The organism is Pantoea sp. (assembly GCF_039594315.1).
GTDB lineage: Bacteria > Pseudomonadota > Gammaproteobacteria > Enterobacterales > Enterobacteriaceae > Pantoea.
Window position 1 is genome coordinate 81,900 of the sequence record NZ_JBCNNP010000004.1, and the last position, 18,526, is coordinate 100,425.

Annotated in this window: 14 protein-coding genes; 13 read left to right on the forward strand and 1 reads right to left on the reverse strand. The window is 55.9% G+C overall.

The window, feature by feature from the left end:
* Positions 1 to 122: 122 nt before the first annotated feature.
* From ABDW13_RS04835 to ABDW13_RS04885, 11 genes are all read left to right on the forward strand, one after another.
* Complete coding sequence (locus ABDW13_RS04835) at positions 123 to 1,592, forward strand: aldehyde dehydrogenase family protein (RefSeq protein WP_343551290.1); 1,470 nt, start codon at positions 123 to 125, stop codon at positions 1,590 to 1,592.
* 31 nt (positions 1,593 to 1,623) lie between these two features.
* Positions 1,624 to 2,292 (forward strand): haloacid dehalogenase type II, encoded by a 669-nt coding sequence (locus ABDW13_RS04840; protein WP_343551292.1) that lies wholly within the window; start codon positions 1,624 to 1,626, stop codon positions 2,290 to 2,292.
* Positions 2,293 to 2,306: 14 nt separating this feature from the next.
* A complete protein-coding gene (locus ABDW13_RS04845; protein ID WP_343551293.1) occupies positions 2,307 to 3,584 on the forward strand; it encodes an FAD-binding oxidoreductase in 1,278 nt (425 codons plus the stop codon).
* Positions 3,585 to 3,734: 150 nt separating this feature from the next.
* Complete coding sequence (locus tag ABDW13_RS04850) at positions 3,735 to 5,339, forward strand: ABC transporter substrate-binding protein (protein ID WP_343551294.1); 1,605 nt, start codon at positions 3,735 to 3,737, stop codon at positions 5,337 to 5,339.
* A gap of 75 nt (positions 5,340 to 5,414) precedes the next feature.
* Entirely contained in the window at positions 5,415 to 6,368 is a 954-nt protein-coding gene (locus ABDW13_RS04855) for an ABC transporter permease (RefSeq protein ID WP_343551295.1), read from the forward strand.
* Complete coding sequence (locus ABDW13_RS04860) at positions 6,368 to 7,219, forward strand: ABC transporter permease (protein WP_343551296.1); 852 nt, start codon at positions 6,368 to 6,370, stop codon at positions 7,217 to 7,219. The genes ABDW13_RS04855 and ABDW13_RS04860 overlap by 1 nt, the downstream gene beginning before the upstream one ends.
* Positions 7,216 to 8,880: an ABC transporter ATP-binding protein gene (locus ABDW13_RS04865; protein WP_343551297.1), complete on the forward strand. Its 1,665-nt coding sequence runs from the start codon at positions 7,216 to 7,218 to the stop codon at positions 8,878 to 8,880. The genes ABDW13_RS04860 and ABDW13_RS04865 overlap by 4 nt, the downstream gene beginning before the upstream one ends.
* Positions 8,881 to 9,038: 158 nt before the next feature.
* Positions 9,039 to 9,884 carry a GNAT family N-acetyltransferase gene (locus ABDW13_RS04870; RefSeq protein ID WP_343551298.1) on the forward strand — a complete coding sequence of 282 codons (846 nt, stop codon included), beginning with the start codon at positions 9,039 to 9,041 and terminating at the stop codon, positions 9,882 to 9,884.
* Positions 9,884 to 10,810: a glyoxylate/hydroxypyruvate reductase A gene (locus ABDW13_RS04875; RefSeq protein WP_343551299.1), complete on the forward strand. Its 927-nt coding sequence runs from the start codon at positions 9,884 to 9,886 to the stop codon at positions 10,808 to 10,810. The genes ABDW13_RS04870 and ABDW13_RS04875 overlap by 1 nt, the downstream gene beginning before the upstream one ends.
* A 142-nt stretch (positions 10,811 to 10,952) precedes the next feature.
* The gene (gene gabT / locus ABDW13_RS04880; RefSeq protein ID WP_343551300.1) at positions 10,953 to 12,269 is read left to right on the forward strand and encodes a 4-aminobutyrate--2-oxoglutarate transaminase; all 1,317 of its coding nucleotides are present in this window, start codon (positions 10,953 to 10,955) and stop codon (positions 12,267 to 12,269) included.
* Positions 12,270 to 12,409: 140 nt separating this feature from the next.
* On the forward strand, positions 12,410 to 12,919 hold the full coding sequence (locus ABDW13_RS04885) for an Lrp/AsnC family transcriptional regulator (RefSeq protein WP_008109584.1): 510 nt from the start codon (positions 12,410 to 12,412) through the stop codon (positions 12,917 to 12,919).
* Positions 12,920 to 13,157: 238 nt separating this feature from the next.
* Here ABDW13_RS04885 and ABDW13_RS04890 read toward each other — a convergent pair whose 3' ends face one another.
* Positions 13,158 to 15,710 (reverse strand): Ig-like domain-containing protein, encoded by a 2,553-nt coding sequence (locus ABDW13_RS04890; protein ID WP_343551302.1) that lies wholly within the window; start codon positions 15,708 to 15,710, stop codon positions 13,158 to 13,160.
* Positions 15,711 to 16,014: 304 nt separating this feature from the next.
* Here ABDW13_RS04890 and ABDW13_RS04895 point away from each other — a divergent pair, with 304 nt between their 5' ends.
* Both ABDW13_RS04895 and ABDW13_RS04900 read left to right on the forward strand, forming a co-directional pair.
* Positions 16,015 to 16,461, forward strand: coding sequence for a GNAT family N-acetyltransferase (locus ABDW13_RS04895; RefSeq protein WP_343551303.1), 447 nt, complete (start codon positions 16,015 to 16,017; stop codon positions 16,459 to 16,461).
* 15 nt (positions 16,462 to 16,476) lie between these two features.
* Positions 16,477 to 18,525: a hydantoinase/oxoprolinase family protein gene (locus ABDW13_RS04900; protein ID WP_343551304.1), complete on the forward strand. Its 2,049-nt coding sequence runs from the start codon at positions 16,477 to 16,479 to the stop codon at positions 18,523 to 18,525.
* The last annotated feature ends 1 nt before the right edge of the window (position 18,526 follow it).

The window sequence follows — 18,526 nt, forward strand, 5'->3', positions numbered from 1 at the left end:
GCATTTTTATTTTTTAGCGGGCTGGCATACTTTCTGCATTAGCTTATTAGCGAGACAGAAATGCGCATTGCAAAATGTTAATTAGCGCGTCTGTGATGGGTGTAACAAATAAGGAATTTTCCATGTTAAGTTTCGACCCTGAAAAAGTTTTATTGCCGGCGGGACATTATATCGACGGCCAACATGTTAAAACCGCTGGCGCGCGTTTTGCGGTGAAACGTCCTTCCGATGGCCAAATTTATGCCGAGCTAACCGAAGCGACCATCGAGGATGTGGATCGCGCGGTTACCAGCGCCCATCAGGCATTAATCACCAGCGGCTGGCGCAGTTGCGCGCCACGTGCCAGAGGTAAAATTCTGCGTCGCTGGGCCGATCTTATTGAGAGTGATGCGCTGCTGGCGCAACTGGAATCCCTTGGCTCCACGCGTCCGATCAGCGATGTCATCCAGCATGAAATTCCCTTTACCGCCGAAGCCATTCGTTTCTACGCCGAGTGCGCCGACAAATACAGTGGCGACCTGTTCCCAACCCAGGAAAGCAGCCTCGGCATGCTGATTGCCGAGCCGTATGGCGTGATCGGTGCCATCACGCCGTGGAATTTTCCGCTGTCGATGGCGTCATGGAAATGCGGCCCGGCGCTGGCAGCGGGTAACGCGGTGGTGCTGAAACCGTCAGAACTGACGCCGTTCTCCACCGTGCGCATGGCGGAACTGGCGGTACAAGCCGGATTACCGGCGGGCGTGCTGAATATCGTGCAGGGCAGCGGCGCGGTCACCGGCCACGCGTTAGTCACCCATCCGCTGGTGCGCAAGGTTTCCTTCACCGGCTCCACCGTCACTGGCTCGCGCATTATGAGCGATGTGGCGCAGCACGGCATGAAACCGGTCACGCTGGAGCTGGGCGGCAAAAGCCCGCAGCTGGTGTTCGACGATGCCGGTGATATCGATGCGCTGGCGCAACGCATTCTGCGCGGCTTCACCGCCAACGGCGGCCAGGCGTGCGTCGCCGGAACGCGCTTAATCGTGCAACGCGCTATTGCCCAGCCGCTGCTGGATCGCCTGGTGGCGCTATGCCAGCAGCCGCGTCCGGGCGCCACCTGGCTGGAGAGCAGCCGCTATGCGCCGCTGATCGACGAACGTCAGGGTAACAAAGTGGCGTCGGTGATTGCCGAGGCCAAAGCGCAGGGCGCAGAGGTGTTAGTCGGCGGCGAACGATTTGCCGATACCGCCGAAGGCTGGTTCTGGCAGCCCACCTTGCTGTGCGGCGTAGCCAACAACAATCCGGCGGTGCAGCAGGAGATCTTTGGCCCGGTGCTCACCGTGCAGCAATTTGACGACGAAGAAGAAGGGCTGGCGTTGGCGGCGCATGAAACCTACGGCCTGTGCGCCGGCGTGCACACGCTGAGTTTGCCACGCGCGATGCGGGCGATCCGCGCGCTGGAATCCGGCACCGTGTGGGTCAATCGCTACGGTCGTTCCGGCGATTTCATCATTCCCACCGGCGGCTTCCTCGGTTCCGGTATCGGCAAGGATCTGGGACGTCAGGCATTCCAGGCTTGTCAGCGTCAGAAAAGCGTCTTAATCGATTTTTAATTCACGTATCAAACCACCACGAGGTCGCGTCATGGCACTGTTTAAACCGAAATTCATCACCTTTGATTGCTACGGCACCCTGATCAACTTTGACATGGCGGGTGCTGCCACGCGCTGCTTTAGCGACCGCGTAGCCGCGCAAGATATGCTGGCCTTCACCACCGATTTTTCCCATTACCGCCGCGATGAAGTGCTTGGCGCGTGGAAACCGTATTACGACGTGGTCAGCGATGCGATTGAGCGCACCTGCAAAAAGTGGCGCGTGCAGTGGAGCAAAGCCGACAGTGACTTTATCTACACCGATTGCGCCACTTGGGGACCGCATCCCGATGTGCCAGCTGGCTTAGCCAAGGTCGCCAAAGAGTTTCCGCTGGTGCTGCTCACCAACTCGATGAATGACCTGATCCCACATCACGTGCCGCGTCTCGGCGCACCGATTCATATGACCATCACCGCCGAGGAAGTCGGCGCATACAAGCCGCAGATGAAAGGCTTCGAGTACATGCTGGACAAGCTGAACTGCGGCCCGGAAGAGATTCTGCACGTCTCCTCAAGCCTGCGTTACGACCTGATGACCTGCTACGACATGGGCATCAAGAACAAGGTGTGGGTCAATCGCGGCCACGATCCGGCCAATCCGGCCTACGAATACACCGAAATCAAAGACATCGGCGGCCTGCCCGCTGTGGTTGGACTCTAAGCCCGGAGGCGGCGATGAAACTCGAATCATTCTGGCAAGCCACCGCGCCCGCCTTCAGCGGGGCTGCCACCGGCGAACTGCCCAGCGTGGCGGACGTGGTGGTGATTGGCGGTGGCTTTACCGGCGTCTCGACGGCGCTCAACCTGGCGCGCAGTGGTATCAATGTGGTGTTGCTGGAGAGCGGCGAGGTGATGAGCCAGGCGTCAGCGCGCAACGGCGGACACTGCAACACCGGCGTGGCGCAGAACTTTGCCTCGCTGGTGGAGAGCCAGGGAATCGAGCAGGCCAGCCGCTTCTATCGGGCGTATGACGATGCGGTGAGCTACGTCGAGCAGTTGGTACGCGAAGAGAAGATTGATTGCGATTTCCGCCTGTGCGGCAAGCTCAAGCTCGCCAGCAAAGCGTCGCATTTCCCCGGTTTGCGCAGCGCATGGCAACTGATGCGCGACACCGTTGATCCGGAAATCGAACTGATTGGCAAAGATGAGATTCGCCGCGAAGTGGGCAGCGACAGCTTCCACGGCGGCCTGCTGCAAAAACGCGGCGGGCAGATGCACATGGGCAAATTTGGTGTTGGCCTAGCGGAAGCGGCGGCACGCAGCGGGGCGAAGATCTTCCCGCATCATGCGGTTACTGGCTTAACCCGTCTCGACGGTTATCGTCACCGCGTCACCACCGCCAAAGGCGAGATCATTGCCGACAAAGTGATGATGGCGACTGGCGTGTCGAACGAAGGGCCATTCCCGTGGTTCCAGCGCCGTATCGTGCCGGTTGGCAGCTTTATCGTGGTCACCGCGTCGCTGGGTGATGAATTGATTGAGCAGATCTTGCCGCGCGACCGTACCTACGTGACCTCGCTGAATATCGGCAACTATTTCCGCACCACCGCCGATCGTCGATTGGTGTTTGGTGGCCGCGCACGTTTTGCCGTCAGCAATCCCACTTCGGACACCCGCAGCGGCGACGTGCTGCGTGCGGCGATGACCGCGCTATTCCCGCCGTTGGGCAAAGCGCGCATCGATTATTGCTGGGGCGGCATGGTGGATATGACCGCCGACCGCCTGCCACATGCCGGTGAGCAAGATGGCGTGTTTTATTCGATGGGTTACAGCGGGCACGGCACGCAGATGTCGGTGTGGATGGGCCGTGTGATGGCCGATCTGCTGGCCGAGAAACGCAACGAAAATCCCTGGCAGCGCGACGCATGGCCTGCGCTGCCCGGTTATCACGGGAAACCGTGGTTTTTGCCCCTCGCGGGGTTGTATTACAAAGCCAAGGATCGGTTGTCGTGATTTCAGGGGTGTCGTAACGGTTCGCGCGTCCATCGGGAAGGTCACCATAAATGGCGACCCTACGCTAATGGCTTGTAGGGTCGCCATTTAGGGTGACCAGGCAAAACGCGCAGAACCAAACAAACAACAATTCATATTGAGGGTGTGCAGATGAGTAAATTCGATAAAGAGTCTGACGCTGTAAATCCGGCCTTAACGCGTATGTTGACCGAAGGATCGATGTCGCGGCGTGGCCTGATGAAGTTGTTGTCTGCCGGTGCGGTGATGAGCAGCGGCATTATCGGTTTCCCGCAAATGAGTTTCGCCGCCACCACGCCGGTGAAAGGTGGCAAGCTGCGCGCCGCGATGTCCAACGCCTCAGCCACCGATACACTGGATCCGGCGAAAGGCAACAACAGCGGCGATTACACCCGTCAGTTTATGGTTTATAGCGGTTTGACTGAGCTGGATAAAAGCCTCGCGGTGCAACCGGCGCTGGCAGAATCGATTGATTCCAGCGATGGCATTACCTGGCAGATCAAACTGCGCAAAGGCGTCACTTTCCACGACGGCAAACCGCTGACCGCCAAAGACGTGATTTACTCGCTTAGCCGCCACAAAGATCCGGCGGTCGCCTCTAACGCCTTCAAACTGGCGGATCAATTCAAAACCTTCACCGCCGTCAACGACAACGAAGTGACGCTGGAACTCAGCCAGGCCAACTTTGACGTGCCGTTTATGCTGGCGAGCGCGCCGTTCCTTATCGTGCAGGATGGCACCAAAGATTTCAGCAAAGGCATCGGCACCGGGCCGTTCAAGCTGAAAGAGTTCACGCCGGGCGTGCGTTCGGTGGGCGTGAAAAACCCGAATTACTACAAAACGGGTTTGCCGCATCTTGACGAAGTGGAACTGCTGGGCGTCACCGATCAAGCGGCACGCGTCAATGCACTGATGTCTGGCGATCTGCACATCGTCTCCACTTTGAGCGCGGCTGACTGCAATCGCATCAAAGCCACCTCGGATTTCGCGGTGCTGGAGAGTAAATCCGGCATGTACACCAACCTGATCATTCGCACCGATGTGAAGCCGGGCAGCAACGAAGATTTCGTGCTGGCGATGAAGTATCTGCAACCGCGCGACATTCTGGTGAAAACCGTGCTGCAAGGTTACGGCGACGTCAGTAACGATACGCCAGTACCGCCGTGGCATCCGCTGTATAACGCCGATCTCAAACCGCGTCCGCTGGATGCCGAGAAAGCCAAGTTCCACATCGAGAAAGCGGGCATGAAAGGCGCCACGGTGGAGATCATCACCACGCCGAACATCGAAGGTTCGGTGGAAGGCGGTCAGTTAATTCAGCAGGTTTCACGCAGCACCGGACTCAACATCAAAGTGCGCCGCGTGCCGTACGACGGTTATTGGTCAACGCATTGGACCAAAGATCCGGTGGGTTACGGCTCGATTAACCCGCGCCCGACGCTGGATATGTTGTTCTCGCAGTTCTATCTCTCGACAGCATCTAACAATGAATCCGGCTGGAAGAACGATCAGTTCGATCAGTTGGTGGTGGCGGCACGCGGCGAACGCGAGCAGAGCAAACGCAAGCAGATGTACGGCGACATGCAGAAGCTGATTTACGATCACTGCGGCACCATCATCCCGACCTTTATCAGCTCAACCGACGGTTACAGCAAGAAAGTCGGCGGCGTTGAGGCCTGGCCAAGCGGCATGATGATGGGCTATCGCTTCCATGAATTCGCCTGGCTGAATGCCTGACCATGGGTTTGTAGGGTCGTCATTTATGGTGACCGATTCGCCTGTGCCTGATGATTCTGTACAAGGAGATCGCCGATGAACCGATACATGTTGTTCCTGATTGCCCGCCGCGCTGGTGCTGGCATCCTGACCTTGCTTATCGTCTCGGCGGTGGTGTTCTTTATCACCAGCCTGCTGCCCGGCGACGCGGCGCAGATGATTCTGGGACAAAACGCCACGCCGGAAACGGTGGCGGCGTTACGTCAACAATTGGGATTGGATCAGCCGCTGCTGGTGCGTTACTTCACCTGGCTCACCGGCATGCTACAGGGTGATTTCGGCACCTCATTTGCCAGCCATCTGCCGGTGCTGCAACTGGTGGAACAACGCATTCCCGCCACGCTACAACTGGCGGGCATCACCACGGTGATTTGTGTGCCGCTGGCGTTGATTATCGGCATTGTGGCGGCGATGAATCGGGGATCGGCGCTGGATCGCTTCCTGGTGATCAGCACCATGGCAACGGTGGCGGTACCGGAATTTTTAGTCGCTACCGTGGCGGTACTGATCTTCGCGGTGCAACTGCATTGGGTGTCGGCGATGTCGTTCGGCAGCCCCAACATGGATGTGATCAGCTACCTGAAAGCCTACGCGCTGCCGGTGATGACCTTATGCTGCGTACTGGTGGCGCAAATGGCGCGCATGACGCGTTCCGCCATCATCAATCAGCTCGACAGCCCGTATCTGGAAATGGCGCTGCTGAAAGGCGTGTCGCCGCTGCGCGCGGTGTTACGTCACGCGCTGCCGAATGCGGTCGGGCCGATTGCCAATGCCATCTCACTCAGCCTGTCGTATTTGTTCGGCGGGGTGATCATCATCGAATCGATCTTTAGTTATCCCGGTTTAGCCAGCGCCCTGGTCGATGCGGTCAGCAACCGCGATCTGCCAGTGGTGCAATTGTGCGTGATGCTGTTCGCCGCCTGTTATCTGGTACTGCTGCTGGTGGCCGACATTCTGACTATCGCCTTTAACCCGAAATGGAGAAGCTGATGAATAGCTTACTGCTTCCTGTGCGCTTATTTCAGGCGCTGTCGCTCTCGGGCCGAATTGGGCTGCTGATTTCGCTGTTTTGGCTGTGCATGGCGCTGTTTGGCACGCAGTTAGCGCCGCACAGCGTGGAGGATATCGGCGGCGGACCGATGCTGGGTGGCATGACTGACGCCAACCTGCTCGGCACCGATTATCTCGGACGCGACATCCTCAGCCGCATTCTGTATGGCGCGAAGTTCTCGATTGGCCTGGCGCTCACCGCCGCGCTGTGCGCCAGCATCATTGGCACCTTGCTGGCGCTGCTGGCGGCGGTGGCTGGACGCTGGCTGGAAGAGTTACTTGGCCGCATCAACGATGCGTTATTGGTGCTGCCGGGCAAAGTGCTGTCGCTGATGATTGTCGCGGTGTTCGGTTCATCGCTGCCGATGTTGATTCTAACCGCCATCTTCACTTACTGGCCCGGCGCATTTCGCATCGCGTTTGCCATGGCAAGTAGCTTGCGCAATATGGATTACGTGCGTGCTTCACGGCTACGCGGTGAAAGCCGCTGGTACGTGGCGATTCACGACATCCTGCCGAATATGGTGCATCCGATGCTGACCGATTTCGGTTTACGCTTTGTCTACATCGTGTTGCTGCTCAGCGGCTTGAGCTTCCTCGGCCTTGGCGTGCAGCCGCCGTACGCCGATTGGGGCACGTTAGTGCGCGAGAATATCCAGGGCTTGTTCAACGGTTCACCTGCGGTGCTGATGCCGGCGGTGGCGATCGCCAGCCTGACCATTGGCGCGAACCTGTTTATCGACAGCTTGCAGCAGATGCGTCCGCTGACGCTGGTGAAGGAGGGAGCATGAACGTGACGCCACATACCGCCATGCCGGTGATCTCGGTTGAGAACCTGCGTGTTACCGCGCAGACCGATAAAGGCGAAGAGATCGATCTGGTTTCCGACATCCGCTTCACGGTGCAAAAAGGGGAAGTGCTGGCGTTGATTGGTGAATCCGGCTCCGGCAAAACCACCATCGCCATGGCGCTGATGGGCTACGCGCGCCACGGCTGCCGCATCGCCGACGGCAATATTCACATGGCGGGCACTGATGTGCGCAGCCTGACGCCCGGCCAACTGCGCGAGTTTCGTGGCAATAAAGTGGCCTACATCGCGCAGAGTGCGGCGGCCTCATTCAATCCCGGCATGCGCATTCTCGATCAGGTGATTGAGCCGGTGGTGATTCACGGCACCATGAAGCGCAAAGATGCCAAACAGAAGGCGATTGCCCTGTTCCGCGAACTGGCGCTGCCGAATCCAGAAACCATCGGCGATCGTTTTCCACATCAGGTTTCCGGTGGACAGTTGCAGCGTTTGATGACGGCGATGGCGCTGATTGGCGATCCAGATGTGGTGATCCTCGACGAACCGACCACCGCGCTGGATGTGACTACCCAAGTGGAAGTGCTGAAGGCGTTTCGCCGTGTGGTAGCGCAACGTGGTGTGACGGCGATTTATGTCAGCCATGATTTGGCGGTGGTGGCGCAAATGGCTGACCGCATTCTGGTGCTGCTGCGCGGACAAATGGCCGAGTATGGCACCACCGAGCGCCTGATTGGCGCGCCGCAGGCCGAATACACCCAACTGCTGATGGATGCGGCGCGGCAGAAAGAGCGCCCAAGCAGTTGGACCTGTGCCGATGCCGAGATGCAACCGCTGATGGAAGTGCGCGATCTCAGCGCCGGTTATGGTCCGCGTGACAACAAGGGTCAGCAGAAAATCCGCATTCTCGAAGACATTAACCTCAAGCTGTGGAAGGGCCAGGCGATAGGTATTATTGGCGAATCAGGTTCGGGTAAAACCACGCTGGCGCACGCCATTGCTGGGCTGAATGCGCCGAGCCACGGTCATATTCTGTTTAACGGACACTACATTAACGGCGACATGCATAAGCGCCCGGACAATGAGCTGCGCCGCATTCAATATGTGTTCCAGATGGCCGACACCGCGCTGAATCCGGCGCACAGCGTCGAGCAGATTCTGTCGCGCCCGCTGGTGCTGTTCCATGGCCTGAAAGGCCCGGCGCTCAAGGCGCGGCTGCATCAACTGCTGGATCTGGTGAAACTGCCGCGCACCGTGCTGTGGCGACGTCCGTGGGCGTTGTCTGGCGGGCAGAAGCAGCGCGTCAATCTGGCGCGTGCACTGGCGGCAGAGCCGGATCTGATTCTGTGCGATGAAGTGACTTCGGCGCTGGATACCGTAGTGGCGGCGGCAGTGCTGGATTTGATCAGCGAACTGCGGCGCGAGTTGGGGTTGTCGGTGCTGTTTATCAGCCACGACATGCATGCGGTGCGAGCGGTGTGCGACGATATCGTGGTGATGCAATCCGGCAAGATTGTCACCCAGATTGCGCGTGCCGACTATGATAAGCCGACCAGCGAGCTCTATTTCGAACGCCTGAAACGTGCGGTGCCGGAGTTGCGCCAAGGCTGGCTGGATGAGCACGAGGATGTGTTGAAGGCGGAGTAGTTGGGTGCGGTGCGCTTTTTCCCTCACCCTAACCCTCTCCCACAAGTGGGAGAGGGGACTGTAAAGTGCCGACCATCCAGACCGCAGCAGACAATTCCCTCTCCCTTTGGGAGGGGGCTAGGGTGAGGGCCACCTCACTCCGAACTAAAGGAACAACCATGATTACATTACGCGCCATGACGCGAGACGACATTGAACACGGCTATGCCATCACCCAACAACTGCAATGGCCGCATCGCCGCGAAGACTGGCTGCAAGCGCTCACGCTGGGCGAAGGCGTAGTCGCCGAAGAAAACGGTGCATTCGTCGGCAGCGCCTTTGGCTGGCGCTGGGGCGAGCAGGCGGCGACCATCGGTTTGGTGGTTGTCAATCCGCAATTCCAGGGACGCGGTATCGGCAAGCAGCTGATGCTGGCGGTGATGGAAAAATTCCCCGACTCCAACATCCGCTTGCACGCTACCGAAATGGGCAAAGGGCTGTACGAAAAGCTCGGCTTCAAAGTCACTGGCCACATTCAGCAGCATCAAACCCGTGAGTTGGCGGCGGTGCCTTGCGTTCACATTCCTGCCGATCTCACGCTGCGCAATGCGCAACCGGCCGATGCCGAGTTACTCACCAAACTGGATCAGCAAGCGCACGGCATGTGGCGGCCAACATTGATCAACAGCCTGATCGCTGAATATCAAACCGTGTTGCTGCAAGATGCCAACCAACGCGTGCAGGGTTTTGCCAGCCTGCGCCGCTTCGGTCACGGTTATGCAATTGGTCCGGTGATCGCGCTTAATCTCGACAGCGCACAAATGCTGATTGCCGCTTTAATGCAAGGTCTGCGCGGCGAGTTTGTGCGCATTGATACCGATGGCGCGCTGCCGCTGGCCGCGTGGCTGGAAACGCTGGGTTTGGTGCAGGTCGATGCGCCAACCACCATGATTCGGGGAACGCCGTGGTCGCCGCAAGCCGGTGAGATGCAGGCGTTTGGGTTGATGACCCAGGCGATGGCCTGATGCATATCGTCTATAAATCCGAACCGACGCGCGGTGCCAGCTGGCAGCGTTGGCTGGCTGAACATGCGCCAGACATTCAAATGCACATCTGGCCAGATATCGGCGATGCCAACCAGGTGGAACTGCTGGTGGCGTGGCAGCCGCCAGAAGATCTGATGACTACCTTTCCCAATCTTAAAGCGCTGCTTTCGGTCGGCGCGGGGGCCGATCAGTTTGATCTCAGCCAATTGCCGCCCGATTTGCCGGTGGTACGCATGATCGAACCTGGCCTGACGCAAGGCATGGTCGAATACGTCACTTTTGCCGTGCTGGGTTTGCATCGCGATATGCCGCGCTACTTCCAGCAGCAGCGTGCCGAACAGTGGCAAACCCATCCGATTCACACTGCCAATCAGCGCCGCGTTGGCGTGATGGGCTTGGGCGAATTGGGGCAAGCCTCTTTGCAGCAGCTGGTGGCGCTGGGTTTTGATTGCGCTGGCTGGAGCCGCACACCGCGTGACATCGCTGGCGTGCGCTGCTGGCACGGTAGCGATCAGTTAGCCGATTTCCTCGCACACAGCGACATCCTGGTGTGCTTGCTGCCGCTCACCGACAGCACGCGTGGCTTGCTCAATGCAGCGCTGTTTGCCCAATTGCCAGTGGGCGCGGCGCTGGTGCAAGTCGGGCGCGGTCCGCAGCTCAATGAAGAGGATTTGCTGGCTGCGCTGTCCAGCGGGCAACTTAGCGCGGCGGTGATTGATGTCACCGATCCTGAGCCGCTGCCGGCCGGACATCCATTCTGGCAGCATCCAGCAATTTGGCTGACGCCACACATCGCCAGCTCCACGCAAACCAACAGCGCGGTGGCGGCACTGCTCGACAATCTGCGCCGTTTTCAGCGTGGTGAACCGATGGTTGGCGTGATTGACCGCAGCCGCGGCTACTGACGCAGCACACCAAATTTCCCTGCTGATTAGCCTCTAATTTTGACAGGAAATACCGCTGTCTGGTGGATTACGGCAGCGTGAGAAACCAACCGATTGCGATACTTGAGCCAACCGAACGTTACGTGGATAGGGGTTTTTGAAAATGCAGAATGTCATGGCGGAGCAGCAAACATATACCGATAACAGCCTGTTACTGGACGCGCGTGAGCAGCATGTGCCACGTGGCGTGGTCACCGCGCATCCGCTGGTGATCGAGCGAGCGAAAGGCAGCGAAGTGTGGGATGTGGAGGGCAATCGCTACCTCGATTTCGTGGGCGGCATTGGCGTGCTCAACGTCGGTCACAATCATCCAGCGGTGGTCAATGCGGTGACCAAACAACTCGGTTTGGTGTCGCATGCCTGTTTCCAGGTGGTGGCGTATCCGGGTTACATCGAGCTGGCAAAACGCCTGAATACGCTGGTCGGCGGCGGCGAAGATTTCAAAAGCGTGTTCTTCACCAGCGGCGCGGAAGCGGTAGAAAATGCGGTGAAGATTTCGCGTGCGCACACCAAACGCAGCGGCATTATTGCTTTCGACGGCGCGTTCCACGGTCGCACCTTGCTTGGCACCACGTTGACCGGCATGTCAGCACCGTACAAACAAAATTTCGGCCCGTTCCCGAGTGACATTTATCGTTTGCCGTTCCCGAATGCGTTTCATGGCGTGAGTGATGACGATTGCCTGCAAGCGCTGGATCAGCTGTTTGCGGTGCAAATTGCGCCGGAACGTGTGGCGGCGATCATCATCGAACCGGTGCAGGGCGATGGCGGTTTCCTGCAAGCCGGCGCTAACTTCATGCAGGCGCTGCGCCGCATCACCGAGAAACACGGCATCGTGCTGATTCTCGATGAAGTGCAAACCGGTTTTGGTCGCACCGGCAAGATGTTTGCCTTCCAGCATCTCGGCATCACGCCGGATCTGGTGACGGTGGCAAAAAGCATCGGTGGCGGCTTGCCAATTTCTGGTGTAGTGGGTAAAGCGGCGATCATGGATGCGCCACAGCCGGGCGGTTTGGGCGGCACCTACGGCGGCAACGCGCTGGCTTGTGCAGCGGCGCTGGCGGTGCTGGATCTGCTGGAAAATGACAATCTGTTAGCGCGATCCAACCAGTTGGGCGAGCAACTCAACGCACGTTTGCAGCAACTGGCGGAGAAATATGCCTGCATCGGTGATGTGCGCGGCATTGGTTTTATGCAGGCGGTCGAGATCATTGATTTCGAAACCAAACGCCCGGATGCGGCCTTAACGCAGAAGATCCTCGATAGCGCCTGCCAGGAAGGTTTGCTGCTGATTAAGTGCGGCATTCATCGCAACACCGTGCGATTCCTCGCGCCGCTGGTGACCACCGATTCGCAGTTGGAAGAGGCGTTGCATATTTTCGATATCGCGCTGGCACGCGCTACGGGTCGTCTGGGATAAAATCCGCTTCCTCATTGAAATTGCTGTAATAATTTGAAAACCTCCCGCTGGTAGAACCAGTTAACGAGATAGCACAATTGCCTTAAAGCGTGGTATATCTTCGGGAGGTTAAACCTAATTGGTTGACAATGAGGGGTGCTATGAACGGCTTAATGAAACTCGACCGCATCGACATCAATATCCTGGTGCAACTCCAAAAAGATGGCCGTATTAGCAACGTCAATCTTGCCGATGCCGTTGGGCTGTCGCCCAGCCCGTGTTTGCAACGAGTGAAACGACTGGAGCAGGCCGGGTTCATCAATGGCTATGAAGCCCATATTAATCTCACCAAAATCACTGATTCTGTGACGGTATTCACCGAAGTGACGTTATCGGGCCATCGCCGCGAAGATTTTATGAAGTTCGAGAACGCGGTGCGTGAAGTGGATGAATTAATGGAGTGCCATCTGATTACCGGCGGCTATGACTATTTGCTGCGCTTTATTACCCGTAGCATTGAGCATTATCAGGAAGTGATTGAGAAGATGCTGGATGCGCAGATCGGCATCGATAAGTATTTCAGCTATATCGTGATCAAATCGCCAATAATGAAAAGCAGCGTGCCGCTGAGATCGTTAATTTCGAAACAGAACTCGGTGGAGTTTGGTTGATTTCTTTAAACGGTCGCCATTTATGGTGACCAGAAGTATATGTAGCCCTCGGAATAAATAACTGCACAATTCGTAGCGGCGCGATTTATCGCGTTGTGTTGACCTTGAAAAAAATTAACTGAACGCGATAAATTGCGCCGCTACGATATGTGCGAAATTTTATTTTGTGATTAAAAAAACCACCGCAATTATTACGGTGGTCTGAATTTAACTTATGGGCGAAAGGATCAGTTAATTATTAAACCAGTTCAGTTTTTACGCCTTGCTGAACCAGCAGTTCCGCGTCATTGCCGTGGCTATAGACGTTATATTCCACGCCCGCTACGGTGACTGTGCCGTCCTGATGTTTCCATTCACTGATTTCGCTATCTTCCGGCAAGATATCTCTAAGTTCAACTGTGTCACCTTCATTACCTTTGACAACTAACTGAATTTTACCATCTTCGATGAAAAGATCTTTTTCACCATGATGGATTAACGCATTGATATCGAGTTTTAAGGTGTTATTACCTGAACCCGTGATATCAAAAATTTCAGCAGCCTCAATTTCATTGCCTTCCAAGGTAAGATCTATTACTTCATCTTTTCCAGTAACTTTAAATATATCCATCTTCGGATGATTATCAGTTTTTTCGTCTTTATTTAAATATTTTTCATTATCAATAAAGTCAGTTCTTTTCTCATCGTCGAGCATTTGTGAAGAGTCCGTGAACTCATCATGGCTTTGTTGAGCTTCTTCAATATGGCTAAAGAATGAGTTGATTTGGCTTCCCCATTTGACGTTATTTAATGTGAAACCTGAATCATCAGGGCCATCTGAGCTAGTAAGCGTGAAATAGGCGATATTTAGCGCTGGAGACCTGATGGTCACATCTTGAATTGTATTTCCTGTGGTGTTCCCAACCAATTCAGTGCCTAATAATTTCCCATTGACGTCATAATAATTTAAAAATGAGCTGATAACAGAAATAGCCTTTATTGAAAATATGTTTGTTGGTTTCGGGAATGTGAAGCTTGTTAGCGAACCATCAATTACGTGGTAACCAGTGTGAGCCGATCCTGTGTCAACGTTAGTGAACCCAGGCATAGTTAACTTACCTCTCACAACTTCTGTCGCATATTTCAATATTTTTAAAGTTAATCCAGATTCAAAGGTTTTAGTGAATCCTGCAGGAACAGCTCCTTCTTGTTCCAAAAATCCTTCCACGCCACCATCAGGCACATAGGTGAAATTAAGGTCAAATACAGCGGACCAGCCACTTTCGCCAGTTTGGCTCACTGCCTTTGCCCGATAATCATATTTACCCGATGTACTTAATGCGGGGGAGTCTATCTGCCAGTTACCATTAGCATCTACGATGACTGAACCCGCATCTTTCCATGCTCCGCCCGACTGAGCATATTCTACTTTTACTAAACTTCCTGCAATTCCGGTTCCCTTTAAAGTCGGCGTGCTGTCATCAGTAGTATCTCCGCGGGCTAAATTTTGCGTTACGCCATCATCATCATAAGCATGGGTGATCACTGGGATGAGGCCGATGGAGTCTGTTATGCCCAACCTGAAACTGTCTGACCAGCTATTTTGGCCCTGCGGCTGAACGTCAAATATCCAGTTACCCGCTGGCAGGTTTGAGGCTGGCGTCCATTGCCAGTTACCGCTGCTGTCCACGTCAATTACCACAGTGTTTGGGACCTGGCCAGTTTGGGTGAAACGGAACACCAATTTGCTATTGGCTTCACCACGGCCGCTAAAGGTCGGGGTAGCATCATCGGTAATTGCACCGCTGCTTAAGTGACCTTGCCATGCGCCGAAATCGTCATATACCGACTCAATTCGGGTCTTCAGTGCAATATCGGCAGCGGAAGCGATGTCTAATTTAAATAGGCTGCTGCTGAAGGTACCGATGCTGGCCTGAAACTCATATTCACCAAAAGGCAGTGCGCTGGCTGGTGTCCAGCTCCACTCTGTACCATTAACGGCTGCGGTCGCGCTGCCAATCCAGGTATTGCTGCCAGCAAGACGGTAGTAAACCGTCACCGTGCTGCCAGCAGAAACGTTACCTTCTAACGTTGGCGTGGTGTCATCGGTCAGTGCACCGCTGGTGAGCTTACCCGTGACGGCTCCGGCATCATCAATCGCGTCATTAATGGTGATGAGATTTGGCGGTATTACCGCACTGTCAGCGCCAATTACGATAGTGAAGGGAGATGAAGCTGTGCCAGTGCGCAATTTGCCTGCAAAAGTCTCTTCGGCAACCAGGGTGAGGTTATTGGCGCCATCTTTCAGGTCCACATTTGGCTCCATCACCCATTTACCGGTGACTTTATCGGCTACCGCGCTGCCAATTTTATTGCCGTTTTCGTCACGCAGATAAACGGTAGTCCCTTCTTGTGCTATGCCGGTGAGTCTTGGGCGTTTGTCATCAGTGGTTTTACCTGCATCGAAACTGCCAGTAATCGCGCCCTGATCATCAAACAGATTAAGCAACTCGGGTGCTTCTGGCGGGGTTGTATCAATGCGCAAAGTAAAGAGATTTGGTTTTCCCACATTGCCTGCACGATCTTTGATCGCCATTGAGACACTGTAATCACCATCTGGCATAGCAACTTTAGACGTCCAGGAATATTTTCCGGTTACTGAATCAATCTCAACTTCAAAGGATTCACCTCCAACGGTAATTAGCGCAATAGAGCCTTGTTTACCGATCTCGGATGACGCGGTGGCGTTGATGGTGGGCAGCGATGTATCCCTCTGCGCATAAGCTGTGCCAGTATAATTTATTGTGTTCATGTTCAAACGTCCTGGTTATCAATAAGTTGGGTTTAAGAGGATGAGTGGCGAGCCTGCTGCGCAGCGAGGCGTAAAGTGAAAACACCAATCCAGGCGTGAAAGGTAATAGAAGATGTAATTTCTGCTGACGAGAAAGGTCTTAAAGCTGGATAGGAAAATGCGAGCTGAGTGTATAAATGGTTCACAGCATAAAATTTCTTGCCATCACGAAATTCCCCTGATCCTGCTGGATTTCACCCATGCTTCAGCCACGCGGTAAAACCCAACGCTTTTACACTGAATCCATCCGATACAAGGAGTTGTTATGAGCACACTTCATATTCCCGATCACATCTGGCAGCGCGACGCATTCACGCTCTCCACCGAGCGCGCCAAATTGGATTTTGATTACATCCACTGCCAGCTAATGGAAAAATCATACTGGGCCAAGGATCAGCCGCGCGCCAAAACCGAGCGTGCCTTCGCCGGTTCATTGCCGTTTGGCCTGTATCACCAAAACCAGCAAATCGGTTTCGCCCGGCTGGTGACCGATTACACCCGTTTCGGCTGGTTATGCGATGTGATGATTGATGAAAACTGGCGCGGACATGGATTAGGAACCTGGTTGGCGACCTGTGTGCGCGAGCACCCGGAACTGGCGACGGTCCATCGCTGGATGCTCTCGACCAATGATGCCCATCAGCTGTATCAGCGCCTCGGCTGGCGCGTGGTGCAGGATCCACACAAGCTGATGGAATTTCCTCTCTCCTGAAACTGGAGTTTTGACATGGGTTACCGCGTTGGCGTCGATATTGGCGGATCGTTTACCGATTTCGCCGTGCTGGATGAAGAGACAAATCAGATTCACACGCTAAAAGTGCTGTCGCGCCCGGATGCGCCGGGCAGTGAAATCCTCACTGGGTTAACGCAGTTGCAGCAGCGCGATGGCATTGAGCCGCAGCAGATTGATTACTTCACGCACGGCACCACGGTCGGCATCAATGCGGTGATCCAGCGTCGTGGCGTGCGGCTGGCGCTGTTCGCTACTGAAGGGTTTTGCGATGTGCTGGAGCTGGCACGTCTGAAGATCCCACACATCCACGATTTGTTCTCACGCCGACCGGCGCCGCTGATTTCGCGCGATAGGGTGTTTGCCATTAAAGAGCGCACCGATCGCCACGGCAAGGTGTTAACCGAGGTGGATACGCAAAGCGTGCTGGATGCCATCGCCGCCGCGCGCGCCGCCGGTTGTCAGGGCATTGTGGTGTCGCTTTTGCACAGCTATCGCAATCGCCATAACGAAGCGGCGGTGAAGGCCATTATCAATCAGCATGCGCCGGAATTACTGACGTCCTGTTCCGCCGATATCTGGCCGATTATTCGTGAATACGAGCGCACCATCACCGCCACCATTAACGCCTACGTGCAGCCGATGGTGATCCATTATCTGGAATCGTTTGAGCGTGCATTAAAAGAGAAGGGCGTGCGTCCGCCGCCACGCATCACCAAATCCAACGGCGGCGTGATGGGCGTGGAGCAGGCGAAAAGCGAATGTGTGCAGATGGTGTTATCCGGCACTGCGTCGGGCGTAATCGGTGCCAGCTTCCTCGCCAGCGCCTGCGGTTTTGATAAAATTCTCAGCCTCGATATTGGCGGCACCAGCGCCGATGTGGCGGTGATCGTTGATGGGCTAGTGGCTCAGGGCAACGGCGAAATCATCGGTGATTTCCCGATCTATATTCCTTCCGTCGCGGTGACATCGGTCGGACAAGGCGGCGGATCGCTGGCATGGATCGATAACCAAGGCGTACTGCAAATGGGGCCAGACAGCGCCGGATCGCTGCCCGGTCCGGTGTGTTTCCAGCGTGGCGGCACGCAGCCGACCGCCACCGATGCGTTTGCTGCCTGCGGCATGATTGGTCATGGCAATCTCGGTTATAACGCGGTGCAAGTGGATGTCGCGGCGGCACGCGCGGCTTGGCAACCGCTGGCCGAGCAACTGGGCATCAGCGTTGAAGAGACCGCGGAAACCGCCATTGAGTTGGCGATCTCCAGCATGTATGGCGACACCAGCGGCTTGCTGTCGCGTTTCGGCCTCGATCCGCGTGAATTCTGGTTCCTCGCCTTTGGCGGCGCGGGCCCGATGATGGGCTGCTTTCTGGCGCGCGAGCTGAATATGAAAGGGGTGATTGTGCCGCCGACGCCGGGCGTGCTGTCGGCGCTGGGCGGATTGGTGGCGGATATCCGCAATGATTTTATCCGCACGCTATACAGCGATCTCGATGCCACTCTGGCCGATCGTCTGGCGAGCGAAGCCGATGCGCTCAGTCAACGCGCGCGCCATTGGCTCAGCGGGCAGCATGGCGCACACATGCCATTTACGCTGCATTACAGCGCCGATATGCGTTATCGCGGCCAGTCATTTGAAATCGAAGTGGCGCTGGAACCAGCATGGTTAGCGCAGGCCAATGTTGCCGCGTTGCACGCGGCGTTTGATCGCCAGCATCAGCAGCTATTTGGTCATTGTGATGGCGATGCGTCGGTACAAATTATCAATCTGCGCTTGGTCATCACCTCGCCGACGCCGAAACCGACGCTCAATCCGCTCGCCGTCGCCGATGCGCCGGTTAAAGTGGCGCAGCAGGTTAGCGCGTGGATTGATGGTGCCACGCATCAGGTGGATGTGGTGCGTCGCGCCACGTTGCGTGCTGGGCATCAGTTGATCGGCCCGGTGATCATCGCGCAAGACGATTGCACCACCTGCGTGCCGCCGAAGATGAAAGTGGACGTGGATAGTTTTGGCAACTTGCTGATCACGCCAACGGAGGCGCATTAAC

What these genes read in the sequence shown, in the direction of transcription:
- ABDW13_RS04835 (WP_343551290.1), top strand. Translation starts at nt 123, where the DNA reads ATGTTAAGTTTCGACCCTGAAAAAGTTTTATTGCCGGCGGGACATTAT.
- ABDW13_RS04840 (WP_343551292.1), top strand. Translation starts at nt 1,624, where the DNA reads ATGGCACTGTTTAAACCGAAATTCATCACCTTTGATTGCTACGGCACC.
- ABDW13_RS04845 (WP_343551293.1), top strand. Translation starts at nt 2,307, where the DNA reads ATGAAACTCGAATCATTCTGGCAAGCCACCGCGCCCGCCTTCAGCGGG.
- ABDW13_RS04850 (WP_343551294.1), top strand. Translation starts at nt 3,735, where the DNA reads ATGAGTAAATTCGATAAAGAGTCTGACGCTGTAAATCCGGCCTTAACG.
- ABDW13_RS04855 (WP_343551295.1), top strand. Translation starts at nt 5,415, where the DNA reads ATGAACCGATACATGTTGTTCCTGATTGCCCGCCGCGCTGGTGCTGGC.
- ABDW13_RS04860 (WP_343551296.1), top strand. Translation starts at nt 6,368, where the DNA reads ATGAATAGCTTACTGCTTCCTGTGCGCTTATTTCAGGCGCTGTCGCTC.
- ABDW13_RS04865 (WP_343551297.1), top strand. Translation starts at nt 7,216, where the DNA reads ATGAACGTGACGCCACATACCGCCATGCCGGTGATCTCGGTTGAGAAC.
- ABDW13_RS04870 (WP_343551298.1), top strand. Translation starts at nt 9,039, where the DNA reads ATGATTACATTACGCGCCATGACGCGAGACGACATTGAACACGGCTAT.
- ABDW13_RS04875 (WP_343551299.1), top strand. Translation starts at nt 9,884, where the DNA reads ATGCATATCGTCTATAAATCCGAACCGACGCGCGGTGCCAGCTGGCAG.
- gabT (WP_343551300.1), top strand. Translation starts at nt 10,953, where the DNA reads ATGCAGAATGTCATGGCGGAGCAGCAAACATATACCGATAACAGCCTG.
- ABDW13_RS04885 (WP_008109584.1), top strand. Translation starts at nt 12,410, where the DNA reads ATGAACGGCTTAATGAAACTCGACCGCATCGACATCAATATCCTGGTG.
- ABDW13_RS04890 (WP_343551302.1), bottom strand. Translation starts at nt 15,710, where the DNA reads ATGAACACAATAAATTATACTGGCACAGCTTATGCGCAGAGGGATACA.
- ABDW13_RS04895 (WP_343551303.1), top strand. Translation starts at nt 16,015, where the DNA reads ATGAGCACACTTCATATTCCCGATCACATCTGGCAGCGCGACGCATTC.
- ABDW13_RS04900 (WP_343551304.1), top strand. Translation starts at nt 16,477, where the DNA reads ATGGGTTACCGCGTTGGCGTCGATATTGGCGGATCGTTTACCGATTTC.